Origin of the sequence: Cellulomonas alba (assembly GCF_030362835.1) — a bacterium.
Taxonomy (GTDB): Bacteria; Actinomycetota; Actinomycetes; order Actinomycetales; family Cellulomonadaceae; genus Cellulomonas; species Cellulomonas alba.
Genome location: NZ_JAUCGQ010000001.1, coordinates 1,823,111 through 1,848,080, shown reverse-complemented (window position 1 = coordinate 1,848,080; position 24,970 = coordinate 1,823,111). Strand labels below are relative to the sequence as shown.

Sequence of the window (24,970 nt, the reverse complement as noted above, 5' to 3'; positions counted from 1 at the left end):
GGCACCCGCGCCGGACGTCGCGTCAGCCGGCCGACGCCGACGGCGCGGGCGTCGCGGGCGGCTGACCCTCGTCGGACGTGAGCGCCCCGAGCGCCTTCTCGAAGGCCGCGACCGTCGCCGCGTCCACCTCGCCGGTCGGCTCGACCCCCAGATCGTCCTGCGCCTTCTTCAGCGCGTCCTCGAGCTCCGGCGTCCACGTGCCGTCGACCGGACCGTCCCAGTAGCCCGCGAGGTGCAGCGTCTGCTGCAGCGCCGCCGTCGAGGTCAGGTCCGCGCGCGCCGTCGCGCCGCCCTTCGCCGTCACGTCGGCGCGGAGCGCGGCGTCCGTCGCCTTGTCGACCGTGCCGGTGAGCGGGAGGCCGTGCGCCTTCTGCAGCGCCTCGACGGCCGCCACGGTCTTCGGGCCGTAGGTCCCGTCGACGTCGTCGTCGTAGTACTCGGCGTCGGCGAGCTGCTGCTGCAGCGCCTTCGTGTACGCCGCGGCCTGCTTCTGCGCCTCGACGGCCTGGTCGTCGGTGAGGCACCCGGCGTCGACGACGAGCTGGAGCCACGACATCTCGAGCGCGACCGCCGCGGAGTTGAACGCGACCGCCGCCTGCCGCAGCGGCGTCGAGTCGGAGACGCCCTGCATCGCGGCGGTGAACTCCTCGTCGGCCTTCTGCACCCGCGCCACGGCGTCGGCGGATGCGACGGGCGTCGCCGTGACGTCGGGCAGCGACGCCTGCGGCGCCGTGGTCCCGGACGCGGTCGCCTGGGCCTGCGCGAGGTCGGCCTGCGCCCGGGCGAGCTCCTCGTGCGCCGTCGCCACCTCCTCGCGCGCCTGGACCGCGGACTGACCGGCCGAGACCGCGTCTCCGCGCGGCGCCGCCAGGTCGCCACCGGCAGTCCGGACGTCACCCACGGTCGTCGTCTCCGTCGTGAGGAGGTCGCCGTAGCGGTCGATCGCCCGCACGTAGTCGGTGCCCGCGGAGCAGAACGCCGCGGTCGTCTTCGTCGCGTTCGCCTCGGCGTCGTCGAGCGCCTTCTGCTTGGCGGAGACCTGGGCCTCGGCGCGCGCGACCGCCGAGTCGGGGTCGCCCGACGAGCACGCACCCGTCAGCAGCGCGGCGGTGGCGACGGCGACGAGCAGCGCGGTGCGCGCGCGGGGTCGGGTGTGCTGCACGAGGACCTCCGGCTGTGCGGTGCGTTCGCGAGCGCCACCCTGACCGCCGACGGTGGCGGGGCGCCGATCAGCAGTCTTTGCGGGCGCGCCCCGCCGCCCACCACCCGGAGCGGGTAGATCGGTGGACGTGCGTCGCTACGGTGACGCCATGACGACGACCGTGGACCACACGTCGCTGCACGTCGACCGCGCGGCGCTGGTCGTGATCGACGTGCAGACCGACTTCGTCGACGGCTCGGCGACCGTGCCCGGCACCGCCGAGGTCCTGCCGCGGCTCGCCCAGCTGATCCGCGCGTTCCGCGCCGCGGGTCGGCCCGTCGCCCACGTCGTGCGGCTGTACGTGCCGGGCAGCGCGGACGTCGACACGGTGCGGCGCGCGGCGGTCGAGGGCGGCGCACAGATCGTGGCACCCGGCACGCCGGGCGCGCAGATCCCCGCCGTCCTCACAGGTGGCGCGGCGGTCGAGCTCGACGCGGGCCTGCTGCTCGCGGGCGGGCTGCAGGAGCTCGGCGCGCGCGAGGTCGTCGTGGGCAAGCAGCGGTGGAGCGCGTTCCACCGGACCGGGCTCGACGCGTGGCTCGCGGCCCAGGACGTCGACTCCGTCGTCGTCGCCGGGTGCAACCTGCCCAACTGCCCGCGCGCGACGCTCTTCGACGCGTCCGAGCGCGACTACCGCACCGCGCTCGTCGTCGACGCGACCTCGCAGACGACGCCCGAGCGCCTCGCCGACCTCACGCTCATCGGCGTCAACCTCGTCACGACGGACGAGCTCGCTGCTCGGCTCCTCGCACCCTGAGCCTGGGCCGGCGGCCCGCGCGGGTGTCGAATGGTCCGGGCGCGGCGCGAGGGGTGCCGGCCGGGAGGGTGGCGGACATGGACTGGTGGATCTGCGCGACGTGCGGCGTCGAGTCGGCGACCGAGGCGGACGTCTGCCCGATCTGCGCCGACGAACGGCAGTGGGTGCCGGCCGACGGGCAGGCGTGGACGACCCTCGCCGAGCTGCAGCGCGAGGGGCACCACCTCGAGATCCGGGAGCTCGAGCCCGACCTGTTCGGCCTCACGGTGACCCCAGGCGTCGGCATCGCGCAGCAGTCGAAGCTCGTGCGGACGCCGGCCGGGCTGCTGCTCTGGGACCCGATCGGCTACGTCGACGCCGAGGTGGCGGCGGCGGTGCGCGACGTGGGGCCGGTCGTCGCGGTCGCGGCGAGCCACCCGCACATGTTCGGCGTCCAGGTCGAGTGGGCCCGCGCGCTCGGCGGCATCCCCGTGCTCGTCTCGGAGGCCGACGCCGGCTGGGTGCAGCGACCCGACCCGGCGATCGAGACGTGGTCCGGCGAGCGCGAGGTGCTGCCGCACGTGGTGCTCTCGCAGCCGGGCGGGCACTTCCCCGGCAGCGCGGTCGTCCACTGGGCGGCGGGCGCCGAGGGCCGCGGGGTGCTGCTGAGCGGCGACACCATCTTCGCCAACGCCGACCGCGCGTCGGCCAGCTTCATGCGCAGCTACCCGAACCACCTGCCCCTGTCGGGCGCGGTCGCGATCCGCATCGCGGAGCACGTCGCCCGGCGGCCGTTCGACCGGCTCTACAACAACTTCCAGGGCGTCATCCCGCAGGACGCGCGCGGCATCGTGCTCCGGTCGGCGCAGCGGCACGCGGCGTGGGCGCGCGGTGACCACGACGACCTGACGTGACCTGACTCGGCGGCGCGAGCGGCTGCGCGGCGGGCACGGGCATCGCGCGGCGCGGCCGATCGCAGGTGAGACTGGCCCGATGAGCGACTGGAACCAGCAGATCATCGACGAGTTCCGCGCGAACGGCGGGTTCGTGGCGACCAACGGCTTCGGCAAGGGCCTGGTGCTCCTGCACCACCGCGGCGCGCGCACCGGCACCGCCCGGGTCAGCCCCGTCGCCGCGATCCCCGACGGGTCCGGCGCGTGGTTCGTCGCCGCCTCGAAGGGCGGCGCGCCGCAGAACCCCGCCTGGTTCCACAACCTGCTCGCGCACCCGGACGTCGAGATCGAGACGCCCGACGACGGCACGGTGCCCGTTCGCGCGGAGCGGCTGACCGGGCAGGCACGCGACGACGCGTGGGAGCGGTTCACGCAGCGGTCGGAGGGGTTCCGGTCGTACGAGCAGAAGACGACGCGGACGATCCCTGTGCTGCGGTTGACGCGCCGCGACGGCTGAGCGGAGCGCGGGCCGCGGCAGCTCCGCGAGCTCGGACGGCCGTCGGCGGCGGCCGGTCGTCAGCGGCGGACGTCAGCCGACGGTCGGTACCTCCCGCCGGCGCGCCCGCAGCACCGCGTCGTGCACCGTGACGGGGTTGCCGTCGGGGTCGACGGCGTCGCGCGGCTTCGTCGCCGCGGTGACGATCTCAAACGCCGCTGGGTCGAGCAGCGCCGCGAGCTCGGCCGCCTCCGCGAAGAGCTCCGGCGCGTCGGGCCTCGGGACCACGGCGATGTCCGACACGTGGTGCCCCACCACGAGCAGCCACCCGCCCGGGGCGACGAGCTCCGCGACCGAGGCGAGCCACGGCTCGCGCGTGCCGGCCGGCAGGTGCAGGTACGCCGAGGTGACGAGGTCGAACCGCTCGTCCGTCCGCCAGGTGCGCGCATCGGCGCGGACCCACGTGATGCGGTCGCCCACGCCGCGGTCCGCCGCGTGCGCCGCGCCGCGGTCGACGGCGGCCTGCGCGTGGTCGAGCGCGGTGACCCGCCAGCCGAGCTCCGCGAGCCAGATCGCGTCGCCGCCCTCGCCGGCAGCGACGTCGAGCGCGCGGCCCGGCGTCAGGCCGACCACCTCGTCGACCACCGCGCGGTTCGGGTGACCGGACCAGACGCGGTCGGCCGACCCGTAGCGCTCCTCCCAGAACTCGCGCGTGTGGAGGCGCGCGAGGTCGTCCGCCGATCCGCCGTGCGCGCCGCCGTGGGTGTGGCCGCCGCCGGCGTGGCCGTGCGCGGGGTCCTGGTGGCCGGCCATCAGCGGCCCGCCGTGGTCGCGACGTCGACCTCGTTGCCCTCGGGGTCGGCGAGCGTCCACCAGTGCGGCGCGAACTCGTCGCTGACCAGACGCCCGCCCGCCGCGAGCGCCGCGTCGATCCGCGCCTGCGCGACCTCGGGCGCGACGCACACGTCGACGTGCACGCGGTTGCGCTGCTGCCGCGGCTCGTCCGTCCGCTGGAACCAGATCGCGGGCCACCGTCCGAGCGGGTCGGCGAGCTCGTCGTCGTCCACGGGATCGAACGCCAGGACGGCCTGCCAGAACGGCCGGAGGGCGGCGACGTCGAGCGCGTCGATGGTGAGCTGCATCGTCTGGGTGGCGGTCGGGTCCGCCTCGATGTCGAGAGATCGCGCGGCGGTCGAGATCTGCCGCGCGAGCGCGACGTCCCGGTCGGTCACCTCCCCGACCTCGTGCGTGGCGAGCCGGACGCCGACGGTGGGGTAACGCAGCTCGACGTCGGGGTGGTGGTTCGCCGCGTCCGCCAACCGCCCGATCTCGTCGACGAGGGCGACGCCCGCCGCGAACGAGCCGGTGCGGAAGACGGTGGCGATGCCGCCGAAGACGTAACGCCAGTCCTCGACGCCGGTGGTCGCGTGGAAGTCGTCGGGGCGGACAGTCTCAGGCATCGCGTCACGCTCCTTGCAGTCGGCGGGGCCGTACGTCCGCCAGCGGGGCGCGGGCAATGGGGGACCCGCCCGAGGGGACCGTCCCGACGCTACCCATCCGCGCGGTCGGCGCCCACCGCGCCCGCTGCCGGCCCCGCGGCCGAGCGTGCCGGTTGCGGGTACGGCGTCTCGCCCCGGGCCAGCATGTCGACGAGCCGCGCGAGCCGCCGCGCCCGCGTCGCGTCGTTCGGCGCCGTGACGATGCGGTGCAGCACCGCGAAGCGGTTCTGGCTGTTGAGGCCCGCGAAGGTCGCGCCCGCCGCGGGCGACACGGCCAGGGCCGCCTCGAGGTCGGGCGGGACCTCGATCGTCGCCGGGCCCGCGTAGGCGCGCGCCCACCGGCCGTCGGCCTGGGCGGCGTCGACCTCGGCCAGGCCGCGCGGCCGCAGGCGTCCCTCGGCGGCGAGCCGTTCGACGAGCCCGATGTTGCGCTGCGACCAGATCGACCGCGCGCGCCGCGGCGTGAACCGCTGGACGAAGCACGTCCCGTCGACACCTCGGCGCTGGCCGTCGATCCAGCCGCTGGCCAGCGCCTCGAGGAGCGCCTCTTGGTAGTCGATCGTGGTCGGCGCCGTCGTGCCCCGCTTCGCGAGGAGCAGCCACACGCCGTCGGACGTGTCCTCGTGCTCGTCGAGCCACGCGCGCCACGAGGCGAGGTCGGGGAGCACGAACGGTTCCGGTCCGGTCACGTGGCGAGCGTAGGTCGCGCCACCGACACGGGGGTCAGCCACCCGGACAGCGCACGCGGCCCCGGCGCCGACACACGGAATTAACACCCGTGGAAACGCCGCGACATGCGCGGACCCCACGATCGTCCGCACGTACCTGTCAACCGACAGGTAACGGCCAGGCGTCCCGGTGGAGGCGGCCCGTGAGCACGACGCAGACCCAAGAAGCACCGGCAGTCCGCCGGTGGACCCGACCGGGGCAGGACCACCTGCCCGCGCACGTCGGCTACGAGCAGGAGCTGCACCGCGGGGTCGGGACGTTCGCGTCCTTCGCCGCCGGCTTCTCGTTCGTCTCGATCCTCACCACGGTCTTCCAGCTGTTCGGCCTCGGCTTCGGCCTCGGCGGCGCAGCGTTCTTCTGGACGTGGCCCGCGGTGTTCGTCGGGCAGCTGTTCGTCGCGCTGAACTTCGCGCAGCTCGCCGCGCGGTGGCCCGTCTCGGGTGCGATCTTCCAGTGGTCGAGCCGGCTGGCCGGCACGACGGCGGGGTGGTTCACCGGCTGGATCATGGTCATCGGCCAGGTGCTGACGGTCGCGGCCGCGGCCATCGCCGCGCAGGCCGTGCTGCCGAGCATCTGGTCCGGCTTCCAGATCGTCGGCGGCTCGGGCGCGGACCCGTCGCTCACCTCCACCACCGGCGCGCAGAACGCCGTCGTGCTCGGCATCTGCATGCTCGTGGTCACGACGATCGTCAACGTCAGCGGCGTGCGGCACATGGCCGCGGCGACGAGCGTCGGCGTGATCGTCGAGCTCGTCGGGGTCGCCCTGCTGGTCGCGGTCCTGTTCTTCCTCCCGGAGCGCGGGCCGTCGGTCGTCATGACGACGACGGGCTGGACCGGCGGCGGCCGGTACATCTGGGCCTGGCTCGCGTCGTCGCTGATGGCGGCCTACGTCATGGTCGGGTTCGACTCGGCCGGCGAGCTCTCGGAGGAGACCCGCAACCCGCGGCGGACCACGCCGCGCACGATCCTGCGCGCGCTGCTGATCTCCGGCGTCGGCGGGGCGCTGCTGATCCTCGGCGCACTGATGTCGGCGCCGAGCCTCACCGACGGCAACCTCGCCACGGGCGGCCTCGCGTGGGTCATCACGTCGCAGCTCGGTGACGTGGCGGGTCGGCTGGTGCTCTGCACCGTCGCCGTGGCGGTGTTCGCGTGCACGCTCGCGGTCCAGGCCTCCGGCTCGCGGATGGTCTACTCGATGGCTCGCGAGAAGGCGCTCCCCTTCCACCGCGCGCTCGGCGCCGTGTCGCCGCGCACCGGGACGCCCGTCGCGGCGTCGATCGTCGTCGGCGTGGGCGCCGCGCTCGCGCTCGCGGTGAACATCCACCAGGCCGCGATCTTCACCGCCCTGTCGAGCCTCTGCATCGCCATGCTGTACCTCGCCTACCTCGGCGTGACGGGCCCGCTGCTCGTGCGGCGCATCCGCAAGCAGATCGACGGCGGCCTCGACGAGGACGGGCGCAAGCTCTTCTCGCTCGGCCGGTGGGGCGTGCCGGTCAACGTCGCGGCGGTCGCGTTCCAGCTGGTCATGGTCGTCAACCTGCTGTGGCCTCGGGCGGAGATCTACGACCTGACGGGCGACTCGTGGTGGCTGCAGTGGAGCGCGCTGCTCTTCATCGGGTTCTCGCTCGTGGTCGGTGCGGCGTACTTCGTCTACAAGCACCGCGTGCACGGGCACATCCAGCTCCGTGACGTGCCCACCACGCACGTCCCGGCCGGCTCCGCGGCGGTGGAGCCGGCGTGAGGACCCCGACGTCCGTCGCGGGCGAGCACCTGACCGACTCCGTCGCGAACGCGCGCGCGGACGCGCGGGCGCAGGGCGACCGCACGAGCGAGCACATGCCGTACGTGCCGGCCTCGACGAGCCCGCACGGACCGCCGGGGGTGGACCCGTCCCTGCTGACGTGGGCCGAGACGGTGGCGCCCGGCGGGTACACGCACCGGCTGGTGGCCCGCGGCACGCGGCTGCGGTTCGACGACCCGACGGGGGAGGCGTGCGCGCACCTCGTGGTGCTCAACGCGCGCGAGCCGGGCGAACGGCTCAACGTCGCCGACACCGGGAAGATCCCGTGGCAGGCGTACCTCGGCGCAGGCCACCCGCTGCTGTCGGGCGACGGCCGCGTGCTCGCCACGATCGTGGCGGACACCTCGGGGCGGCACGACGCGTTCTGCGGCACGTCGACCGACGCGTGGGTGCTCGAGCGGTACGGCGACGCGCGTCCCGAGGGGCCCAGCCCCTCGGGGCGGGCCCTGCTGCTCAAGGCCGCCGCCAGGCACGGGCTCGACGGCCGGGACCTGCCGCCGTCCGTGAGCTTCTTCCAGGGCGTGCGCGTCGACCCGGACGGCGGGCTGGCGTGGCAGGGCTCGGCCGGCCCGGGGGCGTCGATCGAGCTGCTCGCCGAGCTGCCGCTCGTCGTGCTGGTCGCGAACGTGCCGCACCCGCTCGACCGGCGTCCGGCGTACACCGTGGGGCCGCTGCGCGTGCACGCGTGGCGCGCCCGGCCCACGGGCCCCGGCGACGAGCGGTTCGGCGCGACGCCCGAGCTCCGGCGCGCCTACCTGAACACGATCGACTACGCGGAGGCGGCGGGACTGTGAGCAGGCTGACGACGACCCCCCGGCCGCTGCCGCCGCGGACGACCGTCCCGGTCGGCGCGACCTTCGCGCCCGGCACCGCGCTCGACTGGTCCGGGCCGCTCGTGCCGGGCCGGATCGTGCTCGACGAGCGCGTCGAGCCGAACGCGTCGTGGTCGGCGGTCGTCCGGGCAGGCGACGTGCTGACGATCGTGGACGTGGGCGGCAACCAGTCGGCCGACTGCCTGCTCTTCGACGCGCACGACACCGCCGAGCGGTACTCGGTGCCGGACACCGTCGCGTGGCAGGGCAACGTCTACGTCCGCACGGGGACGGTGCTGCGCTCGAACCTCGGCCGGCCGATGGCGACCGTCGTCGCGAACGAGGTCGACCGGCAGGACACGATCGGCGGCGCGTGCTCCAAGGAGTCGAACACGCTGCGCTACGGCCAGCACGTCGCGTACCAGCACGCGTGCCGGGAGAACTTCCTCACCGAGGGGGCGCGGCACGGGCTCGGCGTGCGCGACCTCGTCTCGAACCTCAACTGGTTCATGAACGTGCCGGTCGAGGCCGACGGCTCGCTGGGCATCGTCGACGGGATGTCCGGGCCGGGGCGCCGCGTCGCCTTCCGGGCCGAGCGGGACGTGCTCGTCGTCGTCTCGAACTGCCCGCAGATGAACAACCCGTGCAACGACTTCAACCCGACGCCGCTGCGCATGATCGTCACGAGGGACCACGCATGAGCTTCGACACGATCCTCGTCGCGAACCGCGGCGAGATCGCCCGCCGCATCCAGCGCACGGCGCACGCCCTCGGCATGCGGACCGTCGCGGTGTTCTCGGACGCGGACCGGGCCGCGCCGCACGTCCGGGAGGCGGACGTCGCGGTCCGGCTCGGGCCCTCGCCCGCGCGCGAGTCGTACCTCCGCGGCGACGCGATCGTGGAGGCCGCGCTCGCCCACGGCGTGGGCGCGATCCACCCGGGCTACGGCTTCCTCTCGGAGAACGTCGACTTCGCCCGCGCGGTCGAGGCCGCGGGCATCGCGTTCGTCGGGCCGACCCCGGAGCAGATCGTCCGGTTCGGCGAGAAGCACACCGCACGCGAGCTCGCGCGCGCCGCCGGGGTGCCGATGCTCGCCGGGACGGCGCTGCTCCGGGACGTGGACGAGGCCGTCGCGGAGGCCGAGCGGATCGGCCTCCCGGTGATGGTGAAGGCCACCGGCGGCGGTGGCGGCATCGGCATGAAGGCCTGCGCCACGGTGGACGAGGTGCGCGAGGCGTTCGCGGCCGTCGCGGCGCTCGCGGCCGCGAACTTCGGCTCGGCCGGCGTCTTCCTCGAGCGGCTCGTCCGCCCGGCGCGGCATGTCGAGGTCCAGCTGTTCGGCGACGGGGAGGGCCGCGTCGCCGTGGTCGGCGACCGCGACTGCTCGCTGCAGCGGCGCAACCAGAAGGTCATCGAGGAGGCGCCGGCACCCGCGCTGCCGGACCACGTGCGCGCGCGCCTGCACGAGTCGGCGCGGGCGCTGGCAGCGGCCGAGCGCTACCGCAGCGCGGGCACCGTCGAGTTCGTCTACGACCCGGTCCGCGAGGAGGCGTCGTTCCTCGAGGTGAACACGCGGCTGCAGGTCGAGCACCCCGTCACCGAGCAGGTCTACGGCGTCGACCTGGTGGCGCTCATGCTCACCCTCGCGCGGGACGGTGCCGCGGGGCTGGACCCGGCGCTGTTCGAGCGGGACCCGAGCCCGTGCGGTTTCGCGGTCGAGGCCCGCGTCTACGCCGAGGACCCGGCGAAGGGCTCGCTCCCGTCGTCCGGCCTGGTCACGCGGGCCGTGTTCCCGGGCGACGGCGCGCCCGCGATCACGGACGTGCGCGTGGACGGCTGGGTCGAGACGGGGACCGAGGTGTCCGCGTGGTACGACCCGATGCTCGCCAAGGTCATCGCGACGGGGCCGACGCGCCACGACGCGCTCGACCTGCTCGGCGAGGCGCTCGACGCGAGCCAGGTCGACGGCATCGTCACCAACCTCGGCCTGCTGCGCTCCCTCGTCGACGAGCTCGAGCTGCGCGCCGCGGTGCACTCGACGTCGACGCTCGACACCACCGACGACCCGCAGCCACGCATCGACGTGCTCGCACCCGGCGCGCTGACCACCGTGCAGGACCTGCCCGGCCGGCTGGGCTACTGGCAGGTCGGGGTCCCGCCGAGCGGCCCGTTCGACGCGCTGTCGTTCGCAGAGGCGAACCTCGCGGTCGGGAACCCGCCCGGCGCGCCGGGCCTCGAGGTCACGGCGACGGGCCCGACGCTGCGGTTCTCGGTCGCGTCCGTGGTCTGCGTGACCGGCGCGCCGACCGACGTGCTCGTGGACGGGCTCGCGGTGCCGCAGTGGGAGCCGGTCGAGGTCCCGGCGGGCGGCACGCTGGCGATCGGGGCGGTCGACGGCCCGGGCCTGCGGGTGTACGTCGCGGTGCGCGGCGGGCTCGACGTCCCCACGTACCTCGGCAGCGCGTCGACGTTCACGCTCGGCGCGTTCGGGGGCCACGCCGGCCGCGCCCTCGTCGCCGGCGACGTGCTGCGGCCGGGAGAGCCCGACGCGAGCGCACCCCACCCTGCCTTCGCGGCCGACCAGGTGATGGGTCGGCTCGGCGGCCCGACCCCGCCCGAGCGCCGGCCCGCGTTCACGCACGCCTGGCAGGTGGCGGTCGTCGAGGGTCCGCACGCCGCGCCGGAGTTCTTCACGCGCGCCGACCTCGACGAGCTCTACGCGACGAGCTACGAGGTGCACCACAACTCGGCGCGCACGGGCATCCGGCTCGTCGGACCGAAGCCCGCGTGGGCGCGCGCCGACGGCGGCGAGGCCGGCCTGCACCCGTCGAACATCCACGACACCCCGTACGCCGTGGGGGCGATCGACTTCACGGGCGACACGCCGATCCTGCTCGGCCCGGACGGCCCGTCGCTCGGCGGCTTCGTGTGCCCGGCCGTCGTGGCGAGCGGCGACCTGTGGAAGCTCGGCCAGCTGCGGCCGGGTGACACGGTCCAGTTCGTGCGCGTGCGCGAGGAGGTCGCCGCCGCCCGCGCGCTGGCGTGCGCGACGCCCCTCGTCCGGTCCGCCGGCGGCGACGGCGACGACGGCGTGCTCGGCCGGCTCGACGCCGACGACACGCGGCCGGCGGTGACGTACCGCCGCGACGGCGACGACAACGTGCTCGTCGAGTACGGGCCGATGACGCTCGACCTCGGCCTGCGCATGCGGGTCCACGCGCTCCAGCGGCTGCTCGTCGACCAGGCGGTCCCCGGCGTGCTCGACGTGACGCCCGGCATCCGGTCGCTCCAGGTCCACACCGACGCCCGCGTGCTGCGCGCCTCGGACATGGCACGCCTCCTGCGCGAGCTCGAGGACGAGGTGCCGCCGACGCACGAGCTCGTCGTCCCCTCGCGCACCGTGCGCCTGCCGCTCTCGTGGGACGACCCCGCGACGCGGCTCGCGATCGAGCGGTACATGGCGGGCGTCCGCGACGACGCGCCGTGGACGCCGTCGAACATCGAGTTCATCCGGCGCATCAACGGGCTCGACACGGTCGACGACGTGCAGCGCACGGTCTTCGACGCGTCGTACCTCGTGCTCGGCCTCGGCGACGTGTACCTCGGCGCGCCCGTCGCGACGCCGCTCGACCCGCGCCACCGGCTCGTGACGACGAAGTACAACCCGGCCCGCACGTGGACCGCGGAGAACTCGGTCGGCATCGGCGGCGCCTACCTCTGCATCTACGGCATGGAGGGCCCTGGCGGGTACCAGTTCGTCGGGCGCACCACGCAGATCTGGAACCGGTTCCGCCGCTCGGGGCCGTTCGCGGAGCACCCGTGGTCGCTGCGGTTCTTCGACCGGATCGAGTGGTACCCCGTGAGCGCCGACGAGCTGCTCGAGCTGCGCGCCGAGACGGACGCGGGCCGGTTCACGCCCGAGACGACGGACGGCACGTTCTCGATCGCGGAGCACGAGGCGTTCCTCGAGGCGCACGCCGGCTCGATCGCCGAGTTCCGGGAACGGCAGGCCACCGCGTTCGCGGCCGAGAAGGACCGGTGGCGCGCCGCCGGCGAGTTCGACCGCGTGCACGAGCCCGCCGCCGCGCCCGCGGCCGACGTCGAGCTCCCGGCCGGCTCGGCGCCGGTCGTGGCGCCGTTCACCTCGACGGTGTGGCAGCTCGCGGTCGAGCCCGGCGACCTGGTGGCGACGGGGGACCGCATCCTGTCCGTCGAGGCGATGAAGATGGAGGCGCGCGTCGACTCGCCGCACGACGGCGTCGTGCTCGAGGTCTACGTGCGCCCCGGCGAGCAGGTGGGACCCGGCCAGGTCCTCGCGGCGATCGGCGCGGCCCGATGACCGCCGCCCACCTCGCGTCGAGCGACCGCGTCCGTGCGGCGTACGCGCGGATCCGTTTGGCCGAGCGCCCGGAGGTCTGGATCGCCCTCCGCTCCGAGGACGACGCCCTGCGGGAGGCCGCCGCGGTCGACGAGCGCGTCGCGGGCGGGGCGGACCTGCCGCTCGCGGGGCTCGTCGCGGCGGTGAAGGACAACATCGACGTGGCCGGCCTGCCGACCACGGCGGGTGCACCGACGTACGCCTACCGCCCCGCGCGGGACGCCACCGTCGTCGCGCGCCTCCGGGCGCTCGGTGCGGTGGTCGTGGGCAAGACGAACCTCGACCAGTTCGCGACGGGCCTCGTCGGCACGCGCAGCCCCTACGGCGCGGTGCGCAACGCGTGGGACCCCGCACGGATCTCCGGCGGCTCGTCGTCGGGGTCGGCCGTCGCGGTCGCGCTCGGGATGGTCGACGTCGCGCTCGGCACGGACACCGCCGGCTCCGGGCGCGTCCCGGCCGCGCTCAACGGGATCGTCGGGGTCAAGCCCACGCGCGGTCTTCTCCCGACGACGGGCGTCGTGCCCGCCTGCCGAGGCCTGGACTGCGTGAGCGTGTTCGCCCGCGAGCTCCGGCTCGCGCGGCGGGTCAGCGAGCTGCTCGCGGGACCGGACGGCCTCGACCCGCTGGCGCGCATCCCGAGCGCGGCGCCGCCGGTCGCCGGCGGCGGGCGCGGTCGCATCGCCGTGCCGCTCCCGCACCAGCTCGGCGACCTCGCGCCCGGCTGGCGGGCGGCGTTCGCCGCCGCGGTCGAGCGGTTCGCCGCCGCAGGCCTCGAGGTCGTCGAGGTCGACGTCGAGCCGCTGCTCGAGGCCGCCGAGCTGCTCTACGGCGGCGCGTTCGTGGCCGAGCGGTACGCCGCCGTGGGCGCCCACCTGGAGGCGCACCGGGACGAGATCGGCGGCGACCTCGACCCCACCGTCGCCCGCATCGTGCTCGCGGGTGCGCTGCCCTCGGCAGCGGACCTCCTCGCCGATCGTGAGCGGCTCGACCACCTCGCGGCGCGGGCGCGCGACGCGCTGGCGGGCACGCTCGCGCTCCTCACGCCCACGACGACCTCGCACCCGACCCTCGACGAGGTCGCGGCCGACCCCGTGGCCGTCAACACGAGGCTCGGCCGGTTCACCAACTTCGCCAACCTGCTGGACCTGGCGGCGCTCGCGGTGCCGGCCGGCCACGTGGCGGGCCTCCCCTTCGGGGTCATGCTCACGGGGCCGGCGTTCAGCGACGACGTCCTGGCGGCGCTCGCGCACAGGGCCGCCGACGTGACGCTCGAGCTCTTCGTCGTCGGTGCCCACCTCGCCGGGCAGCCGCTCAACCGCGAGCTCGTCGCCGCCGGTGGCAGCTGGGTGCGGGACGCGCGGACGGCCCCGCTCTACCGGCTCTCCGCGCTCGGCACCACGCCTCCGAAGCCCGGCCTGCTGCGGGTCTCGCCCGACGACGACGAGCCGGGCGGGTCCGTCGTCGGCGAGGTGTGGCGGCTCCCGGCCGCCGGGTACGGTGCCTTCGTGGCCGGCCTCCGCGCGCCGATGACGATCGGCACCGTCGTGCTCGACGACGGCTCGGAGGTCTCGGGCTTCCTCGTGGAGCCGTACGCCGTGCGGGGTGCGCGTGACATCACCGCGTTCGGTGGCTGGCGCGCGTACCTGGCGGCCGGCGCCCCGGCGGTGGAGGCGCGTCGGTGACGGCGCGCCCGGGTCCGGGCCGGCCGCGCGCGACGCCGACGGAGCTGGCCGGCACCGGGCGCGAGCAGATCCTCGACGCCGCGGCGGCGTTGTTCGTCGAGCAGGGGGTCGCCGCGACCTCGACACGCCAGATCGCCGAGCGGGTCGGGATCAGGCAGGCGTCGCTGTATTACCACTTCGCGGGTAAGGACGAGCTCCTCGCCGAGCTGCTGACGACGTCGGTGCGGCCCAGCCTCGAGTTCGTGCGCACGGTCGAGGCGCGCGTCCCGGACGAGGTGAGCCCCGCCGGCGCGCTCTACGCGCTCGCGCAGGCGGACGTCGCCACGCTCGCGGCGACGCCGCACAACATCGGCACGCTGTACCTGCTGCCCGAGGTCGACAGCGAGCGCTTCGACGCGTTCCGGGCGGCGCGCCTCGAGCTGCAGCAGACGTACGGCCGGCTCGCCGCGGCGGCCGGCACCCCGGCGGTGCGTGCCGCGCTCGGCGCGGACCTCCTGGGTGCGTTGCTGATCCAGCTCGTCGAGGTCGTGATCCCGCTGCGGCGGGCGGGCGAGGAGAGTCCCGACGCGCACGCCATCGCCTCGACGTGCCTGCGTGCGTGCGGCCTGGACGCTCCGGCCGTCGCGACCGCGCGCGCCGCGGCGGAGGCGCTGCTCACACCCACGAGCGGCGCGGCCGGCCGGCTGGGCTGACGCTCGGCCACGCTGGCCGGCTGCGCGACCGCACGCGACGGTTCAGCCGCGCACGCCGACGACCACGGTCGCCTCGAGCTCGTCGTCCGCCAGCACGCGTACGCCCCGGAGCCCCGCGTCCTCGAACGCCGCCACCGTGGCGGCCGCCTGCCGGTCGCTCGTCTCGATCAGTAACGTCCCCCCGGGCGCGAGCCACCGGGGCGCCACTGCAGCGGCCCGGCGCTGCACGTCGAGCCCGTCGGCGCCTCCGTCGAGCGTCACGAGCGGCTCGAACAGGCGCGCCTCGGCGGGGAGGAACGGGACGTCGCCGGTCGGCACGTACGGCGCGTTGCAGACGATCACCGCGACCCGGCCGGCGAGCCGTTCGGGCAACGGCGCGTCGAGGTCCCCGAGCAGCGCGTGCCCGCCGACGCCCACGAGGTTCTGCCGCGCGCACGCCACCGCGGCGGGTTCCACGTCGACTGCCCACACCTCGACCCCGGGCACCCGCGCGGCGACGACCGCCCCGAGCGCGCCGGACCCGCAGCAGAGGTCGACCACGACGTCTCCCGGCCGCGCGGCCGCGACCGCCGCGAGCGCGAGCAGCTCGCTCCGCCGGCGCGGCACGAACACGCCCGGTGTGACCGCCACGCGAAGCCCGCACAGCTCGGCCCACCCGACGACGAGCTCGAGCGGCTCCCCGGCCACGCGCCTCGCGACCAGGTCGTCGAGGTCGGCGACGCTCGTCGCCGACTCCCGCAGCACGGCTGCCTCGTCCTCGGCCCAGACGCACCCCGCGGCGCGCAGCCGGGCGACGAGCGCGGCGTCGTCGTCGGACGAAAGGGTGAGCGGCACGCCGTCATTCTGCGCGGCGCCACGTGGCGCGGCCGCCGAAATCGGCATGGCAGCGTTTCGATACCGATGTCGGCATCACTTACAACGCGGTAAGGGTTGACACGCGCCCGGCGGCGGCTACGTTGGCAGGCACCGGGCGGAATGCCCGTTTTCTGGCGCCAACGGCGGCGCCCTCCGCGGTCGTGGAGCGCCGTCGGCCGGCGTCTGGATTCGTGCGGAGAAAGGTTCCCCGAGTGATTCCCTCGTTGCTTCGCCATGCCCGTGGACGGGTCGCTGCCGTGGCCGTGCTCGCCGTCGCCGGGACGCTCGCCGTCACCGGACCGGCCTCCGCGCACGGTCCCGGGAACGGCGCACCCGGCGCCGACCTCGGTCCGAACGTGATCGTCCTCGACCCCTCCATGCCGCAGGACCAGATCCAGGCGAAGGTCGACGCGATCGCGAACCAGCAGGTCCCGAGCCAGTTCGGGGACGCCCGCTACGCGATCCTCTTCAAGCCGGGCACGTACGGCTCGGCCGCGAACCCGCTGCGCTTCCAGGTCGGGTACTACACGGAGGTGGCGGGCCTCGGGCAGGACCCGGGCGACGTCGTCATCAACGGCGCGGTCCAGGTGTTCAACCAGTGCTTCGACGACGGGTGCACCGCCCTCGTCAACTTCTGGCGCTCCCTCGAGAACCTCACGATCAACGTGGCCGGCGGCGAGGGCTGCCAGACCGCGACGGAGTTCTGGGCCGTCTCGCAGGCCGCGCCGATGCGTCGCGTCGCGGTGAACGGCAACTCGTCGCTCATGGACTACTGCTCGGGGGGCCCCCAGTACGCGAGCGGCGGCTTCATCTCCGACTCGACGTTCTCCGGCAACGTCGTCAGCGGCAGCCAGCAGCAGTTCCTCGTCAAGAACGGGACGCTCAACGGCTGGTCGAACGGCGTGTGGAACCAGGTGTTCTCGGGCGTCGTCGGAGCACCGGCGACCTCGTTCGGTCAGCCGGGCGGCCAGCCGTACACGACGCTCGACACGACGCCCGTCACCCGTGAGCGGCCGTACCTGTACCTCGACGCCCAGGGGAAGTACCAGGTCTTCGTCCCGGCGGCGCAGCGGGACAGCCGCGGCGCGAGCTGGGCGGACGGCCACACGCCGGGCCGCTCGGTCCCGCTCGACAAGTTCTACGTCGCGAAGCCGAGCGACAGCTGGGGCCGCCTCAACGGCGCGCTCATGTCGGGCAAGAACCTGCTGTTCACGCCCGGCGTCTACCGCCTCGACAAGACGCTCACCGTGTCGCACCCGAACGCGGTCGTCCTGGGCCTCGGCCTCGCGACGATCTCGCCGACGCGCGGCAACGTCGCGATGCAGACGCTCGACGTCCCGGGCATCGACATCGCGGGCCTGATCTTCGACGCCGGCGAGCAGAACAGCCCCGCGCTGCTGCGGCTCGGCACGGGCCTGTCGACGCTCGACGGCACGCTGCGGCACCCCCTGCTCAGCAGCGCGTCCAACCCGACCGCGCTGCAGGACGTGTTCTTCCGCGTCGGCGGCGAGCACGTCGGCAAGGTGACGCAGGCACTCGTGGTCAACACGAACAACACCGTGCTCGACGACATCTGGTCGTGGCGCGCGGACCACGGCACCGGCGTGGGCTGGACCGTGAACACCGCCCGCAACGGCGTCGTCGTCAACGGCAACGACGTCACGGCGACCGGCCTGTTCGTCGAGCACTACCAGCAGTACAACGTCATCTGGAACGGCGAGCGCGGGAAGACGGTCTTCTTCCAGAACGAGCTCCCGTACGACGCGCCGAACCAGGCCGCGTGGATGAACGGCTCGAAGCCGGGGTACGCCGCGTACAAGGTCGCCGACGGCGTGAAGACGCACGAGGCCTGGGGCCTGGGCGCGTACATCTACACGAACGTCGACCCGACGCTCCACGCGTCGAGCGGCTTCGAGGTGCCGGTCCGGCCGGGCGTCACGCTGCACTCGGTGCTGACGATCTCGCTGAACCACGCGGGGACGATCGACCACGTGGTGAACGACGTGGGCGGCGCCGTGACGCCGGACTTCCAGGGGCCGGCGTTCCTCGTCACCTTCCCGTCGCCGTGACGGCGCGGGCCGCGACCGCCTGACGAGGAGGGCCGGGCAGGTCGCACGGAGCGGGTCGGGTGTGGGTCACCCGGCCCGCTCCGTCGTGCCCGGACGGCGGCGCAGGGTGCCGCGGCGGTGCGTCCCGCGCAGATCCGCTCGCCGAACCGCGTCCCTTCGCACGCGGCAGTCGCTATCGTCGCGGCGACGACGCGCCCGTCTCGCCCGGGTCGTGTCGGTCCCGTGAAGGCTCGTCCACCGACGGGCGTCGGTGGTGACACGAACCGCCCGGATCGGGCAGGTTGAGCCGGGCAACCCACGCGGACGACCGGACGTCCGCACGTGACGGGGCAGGCACGAGGCAGGGGGAGACGTCGGTGGCAGAGGTGGCACGCGCGCGGCGCGCGGCGCGGTGGTCGGGCGGAGCGCTCGCGGCGCTCCTGGTGGCGACGTCGCTCACGGCGTGCGGGTCGCAGCCCCCTGGACCCCAGGCAGCGGGCAAGGCGCTCGCCGCCGCCGTCGGCTCCGGCACGTTCGACGCGGTCCACTTCGCGCCCGGCACCGACGCCACCGCCGCGGCGGACGCGCGCACCGCCGCGTACGACGGCCTCGCGCCGTGGGCGCCGAAGGTCGTCGCGACCACCACCGCCGCGGCCGACGACAAGGACCAGGCCACCGCCAGGCTCGCCTTCACGTGGGACGTCGGCGCCGCCCGGCCGTGGACGTACACGACGCAGGCATCGCTGTCGCGCGACCCGCACGACAAGAAGGTGTGGCTCGTCACCTGGAACCCCGCGATCCTCGCGCCGGACCTGACGGACGGCGAGAAGCTGGTCGACAAGCGTGAGCGCGCCACCCGTGCCGACATCCTCGACGGCGACGGCAACCCGCTCGTCACCCCGCGGCCCGTGCACGCGATCGGCATCGACAAGACGCGGATCGCCGCGGCGCAGCAGGCCGCGGCCGCGAAGGCGCTCGCGAAGGCCGTCGGGATCGACGCCGACGCGTACGCCGCGCAGGTCGCGAAGGCGGGGTCGAAGGCGTTCGTGGTCGCCATCACGGTGCGCGACAGCGACCCGGACTTCGACATCCCGAAGCTCGCCCGCATGGCGGGCGTCAACGCCGTGCCGGGACAGCTGCCGCTCGCGCCGACCCGGACGTTCGCGCGGCCGGTGCTCGGTTCGGTCGGCGACGCGACCGCCGACATCGTCACGAGCTCGCACGGCGCGATCGTCGCGGGCGACCAGACGGGCCTCAGCGGGCTCGAGCGGCAGTACGACGCGCAGCTCCGGGGCACGCCGGGGCTGACGATCCGGGCGGTCGCGCAGGACGGCAGCGCGGCACGCGACCTGTTCCACGTCGACCCGAAGCCCGGCACGCCGCTGGGTACGACGCTCGACGTCGACACCCAGAAGGACGCCGAGCGCGTCCTGGCGGACGTGAAGCCCGCGAGCGCGGTCGTCGCGATCCGCCCCTCGACCGGCGCCGTGCTCGCCGTGGCCAGCGGGCCCGTGACGAGCGGCCAGTCCGTCGCGACGCTCGGCGAGTACGCCCCGGGCTCGACGCTCAAGATCGCGACCGCGCTCGCGATGCTGCGCGACGGCGCGACGAAGCGCACCACGATGGCGTGCGCGCCGAGCGTCACGGTCGCCGGCCGCGAGTTCAGGAACACCCCGGACTACCCGTCGAGCAAGCTCGGCTCGATCCCCCTGACCACCGCATTCGCGCACTCGTGCAACACCGCGTTCATCGGCGAGCGCGACACGGTGTCGCAGGGCGACCTCGCGGCGGCCGCGGCGTCCCTCGGTCTGACCGGGACGCCGTCCTTCGGGCTGCCCGCGTTCCTGGGCGACGTCCCCGCCGAGGCGAGCGGCACGGACCACGCGGCGTCGCTGATCGGGCAGGGTCGGGTGGTGGCGTCGCCGCTGGGCATGGCGACGGTCGTCGCCTCAGTCGCCGCCGGTCACACGGTCAACCCGTCGGTGGTCGACCGGGCGTCGGTCGTGGCCGGCGCCGGCGGGGCGGGCGCGACGGGCGGGACCGGCGCGACGAGCACCGCGGCCGCGTCGGCACCGGCCGCCCCCGCGAAGCCCCTCACCGCCGCCGAGGCGAGCACGCTGCGCACGCTGATGCGCGGGGTCGTCACCGACGGCACCGCCACGCTCCTGCAGGACGTCCCCGGCGGCCCGGTCCTCGCCAAGACGGGCACGGCCCAGTTCGGCCCGACGGGCGACACGAAGAACCACGCGTGGCTCGTGGCGATCCAGGGCGACCTCGCGGTCTGCGTCTACGTCGACGAGGGCGACTTCGGCGCGACGACCGCCGGCCCGATCCTCAAGCGCTTCCTGACCCTCCTGCACGGCTGACACCGCCGCGATCTCTCGCCAGACACGTACATCCCGCCGAACCCCGTCCCTGGAGGTACGCGCCCCGGCGGGACGTACGCATCTCGGCGCACAGTCGGCGCGCCACCGCGTCGGCCGACGCGCGCCGTTACCCGCCCGCGGGCTCGCTCCGCGACGCGTCGTGCGCTGAGATGGGGGCGACCCCCGAGGAGGACACACCATGACCAGCCCGTTCGCGCCCGGCACGCCCGGGTGGATCCGCTCGCTCGAGCGCACCGATCTCCAGGTCTCGGCCGTCTGCCTCGGGGGCTCGCCGCTCGGCAGCATGCCGCGCCTGTACGGGCGGGACGTGCCCGCCGACGAGGGCGTCGCGACCGTCCTCGCGGCGCTCGACAGCCCGATCCGGTTCATCGACACCTCGAACGGCTACAGCGACGGCGAGAGCGAGCGCCGCATCGGTGCCGCGCTCACCCTCGCGGACGGCAAGCCCGACGACGTGACGATCGCGACGAAGGTCGACCCGTCCGGCAGCGACTACTCGGGCGCCCGGGTGCGCGCATCCGTCGCGGAGAGCCGCGAGCGCCTCGGCCTCGACTTCCTGCCGCTCGTGCACCTGCACGACCCGGAGTTCTTCGACTTCGACGAGATCACGCAGCCGGGTGGCGCGGTCGACGCGCTGGTCGAGCTCCGCGAGCGCGGCCAGGTCGGCGCGATCGGCATCGCGGGCGGGCGCGTCCAGGAGATCGCGCGGTACGTCGCGCTGGACGTGTTCGACGTGATGCTCGTGCACAACCGCTGGACGCTCCTCGACCGCAGCGCCGGGCCGCTCATCGAGGACGCGCTCTCCCGCGGCATGGCGGTGCTCAACGCGGCCGTCTACGGCGGCGGCATCCTCGCGGCGGCGCCCGGCACCGGCCCGAGCACGTACGGCTACCGGGAGGCCCCGCCCGAGGTGCTGGCGGCGGTCGACGCGATGCACCGGGTGTGCGCCTCGTACGGCACGGACCTGCGCACCGCGGCGCTCCAGTTCTCGCTGCGGGACTCGCGGTTCACGTCGACGATCGTCGGCATGAGCAGCCCGGCCCGCATCGCGTCGACGCTCGAGGCGGCGTCGCTCGACCTTCCGGACGACCTGTTCCGCGACCTCGAGAAGCTGCTCCCGCCCGAGCACACCTGGCTCGACGCCGACTGACCCACCGTCCCGGCCCGAGCCCCGCGACCCCGGGTACGGTCGAGCGCATGACGCGCGTGGTGGTGACCGGTGGCAGCGGCAAGCTCGGACGGGCGGTGGTCACCGACCTCGCCGAGCACGGCTACGAGGTGGTGAACGTCGACCAGGCGCCGCCGCCCGCGGGTCAGCCCGCGGCGTTCACGCGCGTCGACCTGACGGACCTCGGCCAGGTGGTCGAGGCGCTGTCGGGCATCGACGACCGGTACAGCGGCGTCGACGCCGTCGTCCACCTCGCGGCGATCCCGGCGCCGGGCCTGCGCCCGAGCGGTGCGACGTTCGCCAACAACGTGGTCGCGACGCACCACGTCTTCCATGCCGCGAAGGTGCTCGGCATCCGCAACGTCGTGTGGGCGTCGAGCGAGACGGTGCTGGGCCTGCCGTTCGAGACGCCGCCGCCGTACGTGCCGGTCGACGAGGAGTACGCGGTCCGCCCCGAGAGCACGTACTCGCTCGGCAAGGCGGTCGAGGAGGAGATGGCGCGGCACTTCACGCGGTGGGACCCGCAGCTCAAGCTGATCGGGCTGCGGTTCTCCAACGTCATGGACGTCGAGGACTACACGGAGCTCGGGTTCCCCGGCTTCGAGGACGACCCCCAGCGCCGCATCTGGAACCTGTGGGGCTACATCGACGCGCGCGACGGCGCGCTCGCGGTGCGGCTCGCCCTCGAGTCCGACCTCACGGGGTTCGAGGCGTTCGTCATCGCGTCCCCCGACACGGTGATGACGACGCCGTCGGCCGAGCTCGTCGCCCGCTGGTTCCCCGGCGTCCCCGTGCGCCGCGAGCTCACGGGCACCGAGACGCTGCTCGGCATCGACAAGGCCCGCCGCCTGCTGGGGTACGACCCGCGCCACACGTGGCGCGACCACGTCTGACGAGCAGCCGGACCCGGTGAAAGCCGTCCCCGGAACCGGCCACGAGCGCCCGTCGCTTCTGCCACGATCCGCGCATGACGACGGAGCAGCCGCGCCAGCCGGGGATCCTGACCCAGGACGCGCCGCGGCTGCCGCCGGGTGGTGGCGCGGTCCCCGGGGCGGCGACCGCGCAGCCCGCTCCCCGGCCTGACGCGCGCCCACCCTTCGCGCACTGGTGGCGGCGCGTCGCGGCCGCGCTGCTGGACGGCTGGATCGTGGCGACCGTCAGCTTCCTGCTCGGAGGGCGGTTCGACACCTCCTGGAGCGTGAGCCTCGCGAACGAGCCGCGCGTGCACGCGCCCGTGGCCGGGTGGTTCGTGAGCGTCGCCGCTCTGCTGGTCCTGCAGGCGTACACGGGCTCGACCCCGGGCAAGCGCGCGATGGGGATCGCGATCGTGCGCGAGGCCGACGACCGACCGCTCGGGCTGCTCCGCACCGTGGGCCGCGAGGTCGCCCACTTCCTCGACGTGCTCCTGCTGGTCGGCTACCTGCGACCGCTGTGGCACCCCCGCCGGCGGACCTTCGCCGACTCGCTGGCGTCGAGCGACGCCCGGCTGACGCGTGCGCCGGAACGCCACCCCGCGGTGGCGTGGCTCGCCGCGCACCGGGTCCCCCTGCTCCCGGGCACGGTCGCGACGTCGCTCGCCGGCGCGGCGTGCACGGTCGCCCTCCTCGCGCTCCTCGCCGTCCACGAGGCCGGGTCGGGCGCCGACGCGACGTGCCAGGGCGACCTGAGCATCCAGGCGAGCGCGAACGGCGGCCCGGCGCTCGGGTACATCGGACCGACGCCCGGCGGTGGCTGGACCGAGGAGACGACGCGCGTCGACGAGAAGTGGCTCACGTCGCCCCGGCTGCGGCTGCTCGAGGCGCGGCTGATCACGCAGGGCTGGACGGCCGAGACGCGTCTCGGCGTCCGGCGGAGCTGGTCCGACCAGGGCGAGGCGATGTTCTGGTGGGTCTACGGCGGGCCGGTCACGACGTTGACGGCCGTCCTCGGGCCGGCTCGATCCGACGCCGCGGGTGTGCCGGACGACGCGCGCTCGATCCACCTGAGCGTCGACGTGAGCCGTGGGCCGAATGTGACGGAGGCGGGCATCGACCACGGCACCGTCCGGGTGTCCTCGCTGGCGCCGGGGATCATCGGCGTCTCGTTCGTGCCGGACCGCGCGCTCGTGGTCGACGACGACTTCGTCTGGCGCGCGGCCGTCGAGCCGGCGGCGGGCGCCGGCACCGCGTGCGGCGTGGCCTGATCGATCGGGCGATTCACCCACCCCCGGGCAACCGTCCGGATGCGACCCCCGAGACCCCCGCGTAGCGTCGAGAATCCCTCACACCCCTCAGGAGGAAGCCATGGGTCTCGACGACAAGATCTCGAACGCCGCTGAGAACGCGAAGGGCAAGGCCAAGGAGGCCACCGGCAAGGCGACGGACGACGAGCGCCTCGAGGCCGAGGGCAAGGTCGACCAGTCGAAGGCCGACCTCAAGCAGGCCGGCGAGAAGGTCAAGGACGCCTTCAAGTGACCCTCGGCAGCAAGATGGCGGTCCCGACCTAGGGACTCCCGACGCAGGCGCCGGCCCTCTGACCGGCGCCTTCGTCATGTCGGGGGGCCTCTCGCGCCCGGGATTGCTCCGAGAGGGTGAATTGGACCGATGTCCGTATTTGGGTGGTGCGCGGGCTTCCGTCAGGATCCGTCCCTGCTCTACTGTCTGACCTGTCAGCGAAACGGCAAACCCTCCGCAAGGAGGGGACGCAAAGCCACGGGACCCACGGGGTCAGCCGGGCTACCGAACAGACAGGAAGGTCACATGGACCAGCGTGGGTTCTCAATCGACCCGTCCGAGACCGCTTCCCCCCTCACCCCGGCCGTTCCCGTCGCGCGCATCCGCGACTGGGCAGCTCTGGCGTCGCGTCGCGGCGCGACGGAGCTCCTGCCGGCGCAGCGGGACCACGCGGCCGCCTGACGCCCCCGCGGCACCTGCCGCGCCCGGGGAGCGCAACCCGCTCCTCTCACCGATCGCCGGTCGACCACGTGTCGGCCGGCGATCGTCGTTCCCGGGCCGCGGCTGGGGCGGCTTCCCGTCGGGCGGGCCGGGCGGCTGGTCCGTCGACACGGCACGGCGCCCGGTACGCCCGGTGCGTGCCGGTTCGCGCCTTCTTCCGTTAGCCTCGCTGCACCGGGCCCGAGCGCCCGCCACCGATCGAGGAAAGGTTGGGCTCGATGACTTTCTGGAACTGGGTGGAGCTGCTGATCTGGTGGTTCCTGTTCTTCGCCTACCTCGTGATCCTCTTCCAGATCCTCGGTGACCTGTTCCGGGACCACGCGCTCAGCGGGTGGTGGAAGGCGGTGTGGATCGTCTTCCTGATCATCTTCCCGTTCCTCACCGCGCTCGTGTACGTGATCGCCCGCGGGCGGGGCATGGCCGAGCGGACGCAGGGCGCCGCGCTCAAGGCCAAGCAGGACACCGACAGCTACATCCGCACGGTCGCCGCCGGCAAGTCGCCCGCCGAGCACATCGCGGACGCCAAGGCGCTGCTCGACGCAGGCACGATCTCCGAGGAGGAGTTCGCTCAGCTCAAGGCGAAGGCGCTCGCCTGATCCGCTGACGAGGCCGAACCGGCCCGGTGCGCACGCCGCACCGGGCCGGTTCGCCGTCGGGAAC

At 74.6% G+C, this 24,970-nt stretch carries 21 protein-coding genes and 1 riboswitch; of the genes, 16 read left to right on the top strand and 5 right to left on the bottom strand.

Annotated elements, in window-relative coordinates:
- Positions 1-22 precede the first annotated feature (22 nt).
- Entirely contained in the window at positions 23-1,162 is a 1,140-nt protein-coding gene (locus tag QRT04_RS08470) for a peptidoglycan-binding domain-containing protein (protein WP_289454778.1), read from the bottom strand.
- Between the two features lie 148 nt (positions 1,163-1,310).
- On the opposite strand from QRT04_RS08470, the gene QRT04_RS08465 reads away from it, so the two are divergent.
- The 3 genes from QRT04_RS08465 (at position 1,311) to QRT04_RS08455 (ending at position 3,347) form a co-directional block, all read left to right on the top strand.
- Positions 1,311-1,958: a cysteine hydrolase family protein gene (locus tag QRT04_RS08465; protein ID WP_289454777.1), complete on the top strand. Its 648-nt coding sequence runs from the start codon at positions 1,311-1,313 to the stop codon at positions 1,956-1,958.
- Positions 1,959-2,035: 77 nt separating this feature from the next.
- Positions 2,036-2,851, top strand: coding sequence for an MBL fold metallo-hydrolase (locus QRT04_RS08460; protein ID WP_289454776.1), 816 nt, complete (start codon positions 2,036-2,038; stop codon positions 2,849-2,851).
- Positions 2,852-2,930: 79 nt separating this feature from the next.
- On the top strand, positions 2,931-3,347 hold the full coding sequence (locus QRT04_RS08455; RefSeq protein ID WP_289454775.1) for a nitroreductase/quinone reductase family protein: 417 nt from the start codon (positions 2,931-2,933) through the stop codon (positions 3,345-3,347).
- Positions 3,348-3,419: 72 nt separating this feature from the next.
- On the opposite strand, the gene QRT04_RS08450 is transcribed toward QRT04_RS08455, so the two are convergent.
- The 3 genes from QRT04_RS08450 to QRT04_RS08440 all read right to left on the bottom strand — a co-directional run bounded on the left by QRT04_RS08450 (position 3,420) and on the right by QRT04_RS08440 (position 5,514).
- Positions 3,420-4,139, bottom strand: a complete 720-nt coding sequence (locus tag QRT04_RS08450) for an SAM-dependent methyltransferase (protein ID WP_289454774.1) — start codon at positions 4,137-4,139, stop codon at positions 3,420-3,422.
- Positions 4,139-4,786 carry a VOC family protein gene (locus QRT04_RS08445; protein ID WP_289454773.1) on the bottom strand — a complete coding sequence of 216 codons (648 nt, stop codon included), beginning with the start codon at positions 4,784-4,786 and terminating at the stop codon, positions 4,139-4,141. Before QRT04_RS08445 ends, QRT04_RS08450 begins: the two co-directional genes overlap by 1 nt.
- A gap of 89 nt (positions 4,787-4,875) precedes the next feature.
- Complete coding sequence (locus QRT04_RS08440; RefSeq protein ID WP_289454772.1) at positions 4,876-5,514, bottom strand: YdeI/OmpD-associated family protein; 639 nt, start codon at positions 5,512-5,514, stop codon at positions 4,876-4,878.
- Between the two features lie 248 nt (positions 5,515-5,762).
- Between QRT04_RS08440 and QRT04_RS08435 the strand changes: the two genes are divergently transcribed.
- From QRT04_RS08435 to QRT04_RS08410, 6 genes are read left to right on the top strand one after another with little or no spacing between them, the layout of a single operon-like run.
- Positions 5,763-7,295 carry an APC family permease gene (locus QRT04_RS08435; protein WP_289455743.1) on the top strand — a complete coding sequence of 511 codons (1,533 nt, stop codon included), beginning with the start codon at positions 5,763-5,765 and terminating at the stop codon, positions 7,293-7,295.
- Positions 7,292-8,149, top strand: coding sequence for an urea amidolyase associated protein UAAP1 (locus QRT04_RS08430; protein WP_289454771.1), 858 nt, complete (start codon positions 7,292-7,294; stop codon positions 8,147-8,149). Before QRT04_RS08435 ends, QRT04_RS08430 begins: the two co-directional genes overlap by 4 nt.
- Before the next feature lie 5 nt (positions 8,150-8,154).
- Positions 8,155-8,868 (top strand): urea amidolyase associated protein UAAP2, encoded by a 714-nt coding sequence (locus tag QRT04_RS08425; protein ID WP_407653608.1) that lies wholly within the window; start codon positions 8,155-8,157, stop codon positions 8,866-8,868.
- Complete coding sequence (uca, locus tag QRT04_RS08420) at positions 8,865-12,506, top strand: urea carboxylase (RefSeq protein ID WP_289454770.1); 3,642 nt, start codon at positions 8,865-8,867, stop codon at positions 12,504-12,506. The genes QRT04_RS08425 and uca overlap by 4 nt, the downstream gene beginning before the upstream one ends.
- Positions 12,503-14,227: an allophanate hydrolase gene (atzF, locus tag QRT04_RS08415; RefSeq protein ID WP_289454769.1), complete on the top strand. Its 1,725-nt coding sequence runs from the start codon at positions 12,503-12,505 to the stop codon at positions 14,225-14,227. The genes uca and atzF overlap by 4 nt, the downstream gene beginning before the upstream one ends.
- The gene (locus QRT04_RS08410; protein WP_289454768.1) at positions 14,224-14,919 is read left to right on the top strand and encodes a TetR/AcrR family transcriptional regulator; all 696 of its coding nucleotides are present in this window, start codon (positions 14,224-14,226) and stop codon (positions 14,917-14,919) included. The genes atzF and QRT04_RS08410 overlap by 4 nt, the downstream gene beginning before the upstream one ends.
- A 42-nt stretch (positions 14,920-14,961) precedes the next feature.
- Here QRT04_RS08410 and QRT04_RS08405 read toward each other — a convergent pair whose 3' ends face one another.
- Complete coding sequence (locus QRT04_RS08405; RefSeq protein WP_289454767.1) at positions 14,962-15,753, bottom strand: putative protein N(5)-glutamine methyltransferase; 792 nt, start codon at positions 15,751-15,753, stop codon at positions 14,962-14,964.
- A 278-nt stretch (positions 15,754-16,031) separates the two neighbouring features.
- Here QRT04_RS08405 and QRT04_RS08400 point away from each other — a divergent pair, with 278 nt between their 5' ends.
- The 7 genes from QRT04_RS08400 (at position 16,032) to QRT04_RS08370 (ending at position 24,906) form a co-directional block, all read left to right on the top strand.
- A complete protein-coding gene (locus QRT04_RS08400) occupies positions 16,032-17,843 on the top strand; it encodes an adenylyl cyclase (protein WP_326522455.1) in 1,812 nt (603 codons plus the stop codon).
- A 356-nt stretch (positions 17,844-18,199) separates the two neighbouring features.
- Entirely contained in the window at positions 18,200-20,188 is a 1,989-nt protein-coding gene (locus tag QRT04_RS08395; RefSeq protein ID WP_289454766.1) for a penicillin-binding transpeptidase domain-containing protein, read from the top strand.
- A gap of 199 nt (positions 20,189-20,387) precedes the next feature.
- Entirely contained in the window at positions 20,388-21,359 is a 972-nt protein-coding gene (locus tag QRT04_RS08390; protein ID WP_289454765.1) for an aldo/keto reductase, read from the top strand.
- A 47-nt stretch (positions 21,360-21,406) separates the two neighbouring features.
- Complete coding sequence (locus QRT04_RS08385; RefSeq protein ID WP_289454764.1) at positions 21,407-22,270, top strand: NAD-dependent epimerase/dehydratase family protein; 864 nt, start codon at positions 21,407-21,409, stop codon at positions 22,268-22,270.
- A gap of 74 nt (positions 22,271-22,344) precedes the next feature.
- Entirely contained in the window at positions 22,345-23,559 is a 1,215-nt protein-coding gene (locus QRT04_RS08380; RefSeq protein ID WP_289454763.1) for an RDD family protein, read from the top strand.
- A gap of 100 nt (positions 23,560-23,659) precedes the next feature.
- Entirely contained in the window at positions 23,660-23,830 is a 171-nt protein-coding gene (locus QRT04_RS08375; RefSeq protein WP_289454762.1) for a CsbD family protein, read from the top strand.
- Positions 23,831-24,024: 194 nt separating this feature from the next.
- A riboswitch (cyclic di-GMP riboswitch) is annotated at positions 24,025-24,099 on the top strand.
- Between the two features lie 429 nt (positions 24,100-24,528).
- Positions 24,529-24,906 (top strand): SHOCT domain-containing protein, encoded by a 378-nt coding sequence (locus QRT04_RS08370; RefSeq protein ID WP_289454761.1) that lies wholly within the window; start codon positions 24,529-24,531, stop codon positions 24,904-24,906.
- The last annotated feature ends 64 nt before the right edge of the window (positions 24,907-24,970 follow it).